The organism is Mucilaginibacter sp. (assembly GCF_036383575.1).
Taxonomy (GTDB): domain Bacteria; phylum Bacteroidota; class Bacteroidia; order Sphingobacteriales; family Sphingobacteriaceae; genus Mucilaginibacter.
This window is the reverse complement of the sequence record NZ_DASVOB010000633.1, coordinates 1-9,771: the sequence shown is the minus strand read 5'-3', so window position 1 is coordinate 9,771 and position 9,771 is coordinate 1. Positions and strand designations below refer to the sequence as shown.

The 9,771-nt window shown below is 42.4% G+C and carries 5 protein-coding genes; all 5 read right to left on the bottom strand.

Annotated elements, in window-relative coordinates; genetic code table 11:
- Positions 1–543 (bottom strand): RagB/SusD family nutrient uptake outer membrane protein (locus VF500_RS22390; RefSeq protein ID WP_330861806.1); only part of this gene is annotated, 543 nt, incomplete at its 3' end.
- Positions 544–556: 13 nt separating this feature from the next.
- On the bottom strand, positions 557–3,760 hold the full coding sequence (locus tag VF500_RS22385; protein WP_330861805.1) for a TonB-dependent receptor: 3,204 nt from the start codon (positions 3,758–3,760) through the stop codon (positions 557–559).
- A 473-nt stretch (positions 3,761–4,233) separates the two neighbouring features.
- Positions 4,234–8,424 (bottom strand): hybrid sensor histidine kinase/response regulator transcription factor, encoded by a 4,191-nt coding sequence (locus tag VF500_RS22380; protein ID WP_330861804.1) that lies wholly within the window; start codon positions 8,422–8,424, stop codon positions 4,234–4,236.
- Between the two features lie 184 nt (positions 8,425–8,608).
- Positions 8,609–9,139, bottom strand: coding sequence for an isopentenyl-diphosphate Delta-isomerase (idi, locus tag VF500_RS22375; protein WP_330861803.1), 531 nt, complete (start codon positions 9,137–9,139; stop codon positions 8,609–8,611).
- Between the two features lie 86 nt (positions 9,140–9,225).
- The coding region (locus VF500_RS22370; RefSeq protein WP_330861802.1) for a bestrophin family protein at positions 9,226–9,771 on the bottom strand (546 nt) is incomplete at its 5' end.

The window sequence follows — 9,771 nt, the reverse complement described above, 5'->3', positions numbered from 1 at the left end:
GTTATCATTAAGGTTAGTTACTTTATCACCCATCAAAACTACACCGCCATAGTTACGGATCAGATCCTGGTAACGGAAAGCCCTGATAAATTTAAGTTCGCCCTCAAGGCGGGTTTTATGTCCAGCGCTTAGCGAAACTGTCGGCAAAAGAGCAAGCGCTGAATTACATTCGCGGATACTGCGATAACTACGTGCCCAAAGCACACCGGCGCCACCTAAGTTTTCGGGAGCAAGCTGGCCCCTTTGAATAAGCCAGGTAGCATCGTCATTGTTATAAATCGACTCGTCGGTGAGTGAGCTCCACATGCTGTACTCAAAACCACGGCCAAAGCCGGGGTTTGAACCATCACCCTCTTTATCCTGTAGCCTGGCACCTATGTAACGGTTGGTCACGTAAGCTTCAAATACCGCGGTATCCGAACCAATAGCCGATGAAGCAATCCTATCGGTAGGGGTTACATCCAGTAAATTTTTTTTACACGCTGTGATGCTCAGCATACCGCCCATCATTAAAAAGAGCGGGGTTTTATATAGTAATTTCATTTTCGTTGTCTGATTAAAATTTCACGTTAACACCTAAGTTTAAAATTCGTTGCTGAGGATAAAACTGGCCGCTGCCGCTGGTTCCCTCAGGATCATAATCCTTAACTTTACTAATAGTGAACAGGTTGAAAGCGCTTGCATACACTCTTAAGCCGCCAATTTTAAGTTTTGACAGGAAAGGTGAGTTGAAATTGTAGCCCAGTTGCGCGTTCTTTAACCTCAGGAACGACGCATTATTAAGCCAGAAATTGTTCGGGTATAAACCACCACTTATGGCGTTCGATGCACGGTCGGTTACTCTTGGATAAGTTCCATTGGTATTTGAAGCGCTAAACCTGTTATCGGCCCAGCTACTGTAAAAATTACCTACGCTACCAGCTTCAGGCAACACATATTGACTAACCTGGGCCTGGCCTGCAAACAAAACTGATAGATCAAACCCTTTATATGCTGCGTTTAAACTAAATCCGTAAGTAATTTGAGGGATGTTACCGTATTTTGTACGGGTTTGGTCGTCGGCGGTAATTTTGCCGTCGTTGTTATAGTCGAGGTATTTCAAATCGCCAACTTTAGCACCCGGAACATGGGGATAAGCGTCGAGCTCGGCTTGGGTACGGAATATACCTATCGCGTCGTAAAGCAACGATGTCCCTAATGGAAGTCCTGTTTGTCGCTGATAAGGCACAGTTGCAACTGTGCTTGCTTCATCAATAAAAACAATTTTGCTTTTTGCATAAGTGAAGTTTCCGCTTACGCCCCATGTAAAGGCATGACCGGTGCTGTTGTAACCTAATGTTGCCTCAAAACCATCACTGTTAACTTTGCCAATATTTTCCAAAGGTACTAAAGGCGTATAATTTGCAGAATTATCGTTATAAGGGTTTACGATACCTGACGATCCCGGAACAGAAGCATTCCTTGCAGCAAGGATGTTATTTCTCCTTTGCTGGAAATAAATAGCCTCTACCGTAAAGTTATGCAGGAAAGTAGCGTTGATACCTATATCGAGCTTTTTAGCGGTCTCCCACGTTATGTTAGGATTTGCCAGTTTTGTAAGGTTAACGTTTGGCTGGATAACGTTAGCACCACTGCCTGGTGAGCTGGCTACAAAGCCATTATTTACTAAAGAATAGTTGTTAAAATATTGAAAAGGTGATATATTATCATTACCTAAGGAGCCATAAGAAACCCTCAGTTTCAAATCGTCAAAAAAGTTGACACTATTTTTAAACCAGTTTTCCTTCGTGATTCTCCAACCAACTGAAGCCGAAGGGAAATAACCCCATCGAGTTGCGCCCGGGAATACAGAAGTTCCGTCAGCACGTAACTGGCCTTCAAACAAATACTTTTCATCATAAGCATATGTTAACCGGCTAATGTAGCTGGCGCGGTTATAATTTGAACTCGTTCCCGAGTTAAGATAATCTGTAGCCGCACCTCCACCTTGCGATAAGTCAGGTAGTTGCGATGACAGATAATTATAGCGGGTAGCATCAAAATACTCTTTGTGGTTTTTGCTTTGCTCATAGCCTACAAAAGCGCTTACATCATGCAAACCAAATTTGTGTGCATAGTTCAATTTGATGTTTGAAGTTAGCAGGCTCTGATTTTCCTGTGACTCGAATAAAGTAGCAGCGTTATTATTGCCGCCTACAGTAACCTTGTTATAAACCTGTGTGCTTGCAACATAGCTGTACAAAACGTATGGCTTGCTGAAATTTTTATTAAAATTATTTGATTTATCAACCGAGAAAAAACCATCAACCGATAAACCTTCAATGCCAGGGATAGCATAACTACCTCTCAAAATCCCATTAAAAACTTGCTTCGGATTATTACTTACACCTCCAATATCTGTTGCCTGTACCGCTGGGTTATTGTTTTCGATGCCGGTTGTTGGTAGTCCGTTTGGATAATAAGCGGCAACAATAGGTTTAGCCCGATAAACCGAACGGAAAAGGTCGCCCGCACCTGTTACAGGATATTGCCTGTCTTCTTCACGGCCCGAAAGTGACAAACCTACTTTCAAGCGTTTGGTAATATTAGCATCAATATTTGAGCGGAAGTTATATTGGTGATATTTTGTAGCACCATTTTTATAAATACCGTCCTGATAAATTGTGCCTAATGATACAAAGTATTTGATATCATCATTACCACCACCAATAGAAAGGCTATGCTGGTTTTGTAAGGCCGAGCCCTTAAGCGTTTGCTTTTCCCAATCGGTATTTGGATAGTTTAATGGGTCAGATCCGTCTTTGAATTTCTGGATCTGGTCAGCTGTGTAAGATTGATTTAATCCACCTGCCGGGTTCGAGTCATAATTGATCTCATTCATTATCTGGGCATAAGTTGCCGCATCAGCCATTTTTGGCAAACGGGTTGGCGAACTAAAGCCTTGATTAAAACTGTAATTAATAGTTGGTTTGCCCGGCTTACCGCGTTTGGTGGTAATAAGGATAACACCATTTGCGGCCCTATTACCATAAATAGCAGCAGACGCATCTTTTAATACCGACATAGTTTCGATATCGTTGGGATCAAGCCTTTCGAGGCCGCCTATCTGGGCAGGAACACCGTCAACAACAACAAGTACATCGTTATTGCCTGTAGTGGCCAAACCACGCACAGTAATACCTGAGCCATCATACCCGGGCTCACCGCTGCGATTGTTAACAATTACACCTGAAAAACGGCCGGCAATACCATTTGAAAGGTTCGGCTGAGGGCTTTTTACAAGCTCCGAACCTTTTACCTGCGATATTGAACCGGTTAAAGTAGCTTTCTTCTGCGTGCCGTAGCCTACAACCACAACTTCATTCAGTGATTTTGAATCGGCTGTTAATTGTACATTGATAATTGTTTGTCCATTCAGCGTTACCTCTTGTGACGTGTAACCGATATAGCTGAATACTAATGTGCCAGAAGTAACATTAGGTACATTAAGGCTAAAGTTACCTTTGATATCGGTAACCACGCCGGTTGATGTACCTTTAAGCGATACACTTACACCTGGCAATGTTTCACCTTTTTCGTCGGTAACTCTACCGCTTATACGGGTGTCAGGCAAGCGCTGTTCAGTAATAGTACCCGCAAAAGCCATTACCGGCATTTGGATTGTAGCGAAACAAGCAACGGCCATGCTGGCCGCAACGACGAAAAAGCGGGGTGATCTTTTCCGATGAGGAGAATCCTTTTCGAGTAAATTTGGTTTCATATGGTTTTTTAAATTGGTTTTTTAATCGGCTTAAACCTTTCAACTGCGAAGCACACAAAACATGAAATCAGATTTGGTATTGGTTGACTACCGCGTCCTTTTCCGTGGTAACTTTCATGCACAGTACAAAAGTTTGGTTTAAACCTTGGTTATTGGTAGGGCTAAATTGCGTTTTAAAGCAAAATTGAGTGAGGGGTAAATTCTGATTAAGAGAGGGGGTATTTAATAAAAAAGCCTCAAAAACAGTATTTTTGAGGCTTTTTAAAGAGGGGGTAAATTAATACTGGCAGGGGGACAAAAATATAATGCGCTTTTTTACTCACCCCGACATCGCTCCGCTCGTCACCCCTCTCTACGCTTGCGTAGAGAGGGGATTTCTATTTTCTTATTTCCCCCACCCTCTTTACGCGAAAGCGTAGAGAGGGCAGTCCAGCGAAGCACAGACCGGGTGATTCAACTATCGAATGATATTATCAATTCTCCTTGATCACATCGCGGTTCACATTGTAATTGTTGTGAAATGGCTTACGATATTTCTTGATATAATCGGATGGGTTTATTCCGAACAACTTGTTAAACTGTTCCCTGAAATATTTGAGGTCATTTAACCCTACTTTGTAGGCTGTTTCATAAACGGTGCTATCAGTGGTGAGCAAGATCTCAGCGGCTTTACGCAAGCGGATAAAACGGATAAAACTGTTTGCTGATTGGCCCGAAATGGATTTGATGCGTTTGTATAAATTAGAATGGCTCATGCCTATTTCGGCGGCAAGTGTTTTGATACTGAAGTCGGGATCGGTTAAATGTTGTTCAACTATCAGGAGGCATTTTTCCAGAAACTCCTTATACTCCTGCGAGATCTTCAGATCGTTTGATTTGTTAAGCGTTATCTCGTTATAAAAATACTTTTGCAGGTTGTTCCTGCTTTTCAGGATACCGTTAACGCGGGCCACCAGAATCTCCTTCTCAAAAGGTTTGCTGATGTAATCATCGGCACCACCCTCAATACCTTTTAGCTTTATTTCGGGCGATGAGCTGGCGGTAAGCAATATCACGGGGATATGGTTTAAAACGGGATCTTCCTTGATGCGGCTGCACACCTCAATACCACTTAAACCCTGCATCATTACATCGCTTATCACAATATCGGGCACCAGGTGATAGGCAAGGTCAAGGCCATCAGTACCGTTATCAGCCTCAAAAATCTCAAATTCGCCGGTAAAGATCTGTTTAAGGTAAGTGCGAATCTGCTGGTTGTCATCAATCAGCAGCATGGTTTTGGTATCAGAACTTAAAGCATCGTGGTTTTTATTAACTGTCGCAGCAATTTCGGGCTCTGCTGCAATTAATTCGCCTTTGTTCTCCATCAGCTCATCCAGGAACACGGAGGTTTCGGCAACGTCTTCAAAAACAAACTGCTGCCCAAAATGCTCCCGGCCTTTTAACAACGATACATGAAATGTTGTGCCCTGCCCCTCCTGGCTGGTATAATCAATGCTTCCTTTATGGTTTTCAATAAATGCTTTAACCAGGTAAAGCCCAATGCCAAAGCCACCTGCCAACGGTACCGAGTTTTGCAGCTGGTAAAACTTGCCGAATAACTGATTGCCGGTACCTTCGGCTATGCCGCAGCCGCTGTCTTTTATTTCGATGGTAATTTTATCGTTGAAATCGGTTATCTTACAACTTACTATGCCATATTCCGGCGTAAATTTCAACGCGTTCGAGATCAGGTTAAACAGGGCTATTTCCATTTTTTCCCTGTCGGCATAAATCTCTATAGCCTCCTTTTCGCTTACAAAATCAAACTGAATATGTTTGGTGCGTGCCTGGTGGTTAAAACACAAAAACACCTCATGACAAAGCGATACGATATTAAGCTTTACTATTTTAAGCTTATCAGTATCACTTTCGGCCTTTCTGAACAGCAAGAGCTGATCAACCAAACTCAACAAACGCCGGGCATTCCGGTAAATGATATGCAGGTTTCCCGCATCATCAGTAGCCTCGCCTTTGCCAAACAGCATATCCTTTACCGGGTTAATGATCAGTGTTAGCGGTGTCCGGAACTCATGTGAAATATTAGTAAAAAAGGAAAGTTTACGCTCATTAAGCTCTTTATCTTTTTCGGCCGAAAGCTGGGCTACCTTAACTTCATATTTAAGCCTGGTTTGGCGGGTTCTGTATAAGATGTAGTAATAGGTAACAAGGCCCGCGGCAGCTATGTAAATCAAATATGCCCACCATGTTTTATACCATGGCGGCAGGATCTTAACCTGCAATGTAGTGTAATTATCAAACCACAAGCCGTCCTGGTTGGATGCTTTCACCCTGAAGGTATAATCGCCGGGTTCAAGATAGCGGTAGGTAGCCAACCGCTGATTGCCAACATAGTTCCAGGTTTTATCAAGGCCATCCAGTTTATAGGCAAACTCGCCCTTATCAGGGTAAGTATAGTTCAACGAGGCATACTGGATAGAAAACACCGACTGATCTGGCTGCAATGTAATTTGCCGCGCTTCGCTAATGGCCTCAGGCAATACTGTATGTTTTTTATCAAGCTCCCCAACCTCAACCTGTTTACCAAAAATCTGCAAGCCGGTAATTATAACTTTTGGCTTGTAACTGCTTTGATTTACTTTTCCGGGATCAAAAAAATTCAGCCCTTCCGTTCCGCCAAAATACATGAGGCTATTTGCCGAGTCAAACAAAACCGACCCTGCATTAAATTGTCCCGACTGTAGCCCATCAGACTGATCGTAATTCAAAATTTTGCCGGTTGTTGGATTAAGGTTTGAAAGCCCTTTGTTGGTACTCATCCACAGCGTGCCATCGGCTACTTCCTTAAATGCAGAAACGGTATTGTTGGCAAGTCCATTGGTTTCATTGAACTTTTTAAACGTACCGTTTTTAAGATCATGTGCTATCAGCCCATCCCCCTCTGTAGCTATCCATAGCCACTGGTGTTTATCCGCATAAAGAGAAAATATTACCTGGCCCGGCAGGTTATTCTTTTCATCGGCCGGTTTAAAATATCGATTGAACTTCTTTTGCTTTGCGTCATAAAAATCCAAACCGCCGCCATAGGTACCTATCCATAGGTTGCCTTTATCATCTTCAGTGATTGCACGTACATCATAAGCTGTAATACCGCTGTTTGCAGGCGTATAATTGCTGAACGTTTTTGTCGCCGGATCAAACAAGCTTAAACCTCCGCCGTTTGTGCCAATCCAAAGGTTTTTATGACTGTCCTGGTAAATTACCCGTACATCATTACCCCCAAGGCTCTTGTTATCTGTTGCGTTGTGTACAAATGATGTAAACGAGTCTGATTTTTTGTTATAAAGCAGCAATCCCTTAGCGTAGGTACCAAACCACGTATTGCCGTCTTTATCGGTGTATCCGTACAAGATGGCGTTGTCAGTAATACTGCCTGGCCTGCCATCGGCCTTGTATTGTTTAATGAGCGTGCCATTCCGGCTTGTTTTAAAAAGTCCTTCGCCGTCGGTTCCGAGCCATAAAAAACCATCCTTATCCTGGCTCATGCCGTAAAACCTTACCGGGCTCTCGCCGCTGGTTTCATACTTTTTTTTAGTGATCAGCGAAAATTTCTCTTTAATACTGCTGATCATATAAATGCCATCACCATATGTACCTACCCAAACGTTTTTATCCTTATCAGTAAAAAGGGTTTGTACCGAACGCTGGGTGAGATAAAAACCGTCATCCCCCGTTACAGGCTGTAAAAAGTAATTGGCTGTGTTGTAATTTGGATCCGATCCTATATTAAGTTTAAAAAGCCCTCCATCCTGCAGCCCCACAAGCAATTGCTTGTCATTATCTTCACTCAGAGATATATACCTTTTACTTTTAACACCTGGTTGATTGGCTTGTAACAAGGTGAATTTATTGACCTCCCGGTTATAATAAACCAGCCCGCTGCCAGTAGCAATCCAAATGTTATGGAAATGGTCTTCAAAAATATCGTTGATCCTTGTAGCAGGCAAATTAGGGATTTGCGGTGTCCAGCCTTCACCTTTATTGATCAGTCCGCCGTTATGCCTGAATATATTAATACCGCCCTCCTGGGTTCCTATCCACAACAGGCCTTTTGAATCTTCAAACAAACAAATTACCCGATTACTTGCCAAACGGGGCAGGTTGACTTGGGTATAGTTGTTGAAACTGGCGGTTTTAATATCAAAATATGAGAAGCCCAGGTTATAAGATGTGATCCATAGGTTACCATCATGGCTTTGGATGATATTACCGATATCGCTTTTTACCGATTTATTTAATTTGAGCTTATAGTGTATAAACTTTTCGGTGCGGGTATCCAGCTTGCTTAAGCCATTACGCGATGATACCCAGATATTACCACGCACATCGCATAAAACCTTTTGTACATAATTACTGGCCAACGCTGTAGAATCGCCCGCGCGTGATTTAAAAACTTTAAAAGCTGTACCATCAAAGCGGTTAAGCCCATCATTGGTGGCAAACCACATAAAACCCTTATCGTCCTGCGTTATACTATTTACAATACCAAAAGAAAGGCCATTTTTTAAAGAATAGTTGAGGATCTTGTTTTTGATGGGCGACTGGGCATGAGCCGAAGAAATGATCAAAAAAAGAACAAAACAGCAGAAGGATCCCTTTTTCATTAACAAATTGCAGGTTGTGAATTACACAAATAATTGGAAGATTAAAGCTACCTAATTAATTGTTGAATGTACAACTATATTATAAAAAATGTAAAATACCCGTTACATTAACTGCAATTTGGCTTATTTATACCATAGAAAACTTGTAGCCCAACATTATTTATATAGCAGTGACTACTGCATATCAGATCGATAATTGTTGGTAATGAGCCATCACTTCTTCAAAACATATGGCAAGCCATTGGGTATAATCGTTGGGATTATTTTTCAACTCAGCAGCCAGCTGAGACATGGTTATGTATTTAAATGAAGACACTTCATCAGGGGTTGGCACCGGCAAAGTATCAGTAACTCCGAAGAACACATGATCATACTCGTTTTCAATGAGCTCATCCTGGATAGTTGTGCAGTAGATGAAAGAAAAAACAAAATTAAGCTCACAGGCCATACCCATCTCCTCTTGTAACCTTCTGTGTGCTGCTTCAAATGTGAGTTCGCCGGGCCTTGGGTGGCTGCAGCAAGTGTTTGTCCATTTGCCGCCCGAGTGATATTTATCATCAGCCCGTCGCTGTAATAACAACTCCCGTTTTTTGTTAAATATAAAAACGGAAAATGCACGGTGCAGCTTACCCTGAACATGCGCCTCCATTTTCTCCATCGTACCTGTTTGCTGATCGTCGCGATCGACCAAAATCACGGTTTCTTCTATTTTCACTCGTTATTATTTGTTGTTACCTTCCTGATGAGAAACGCAGGTCTCGGGAATTTTGTGTTATTTTATTTTTATACGATTAGGTAATGTTAGTCGATGATCCGGTTTTCAGTTTCCTTAAAATCAGGTAATGGCTGTCCGGCTATTTCAAGCAGGGTGGTTTCTATCATCCGGCACATGGCATTTAAGGCAAGATCATTGTCCTCGGTTCCAAAAGGCTCTTCAATTTCATCGGCAATAGCTTCAAACGCCACAAAGGTGTAGGCAATAAACACCACAATGAGCGGCGTTAACCAGCCCAGACTGTCAACCAGGCCAAAGGGCAGCATAAAACAATACAGATAAACTGTACGGTGCAGCAAAACACGGTAACTGTAAGGAATAGGCGTTGAGGCTATCCTTTCGCAACCACCAACAATGTCTGACAATTTATTGAAGCTTTCCTCAAACGCAACCTGAATGATCGAATCAATTTTTCCCTGCGTCTTAGCTGTACGTACCCAATTACCCATTTCGCTTAAAAGCATTATAGGTTTATACCTCGTCTCTCCTATTTGCGAAGCCAAATCGGCAGGTAACCTTTGCTGCAGATCAGCATTCGCATCCGTTCCGCGCAACTGGTTTTTAAGGCTGTA

Excerpts from the sequence above, each read along its gene's own strand:
- VF500_RS22380 (WP_330861804.1), bottom strand. The coding sequence starts at position 8,424 with ATGAAAAAGGGATCCTTCTGCTGTTTTGTTCTTTTTTTGATCATTTCT.
- VF500_RS22385 (WP_330861805.1), bottom strand. The coding sequence starts at position 3,760 with ATGAAACCAAATTTACTCGAAAAGGATTCTCCTCATCGGAAAAGATCA.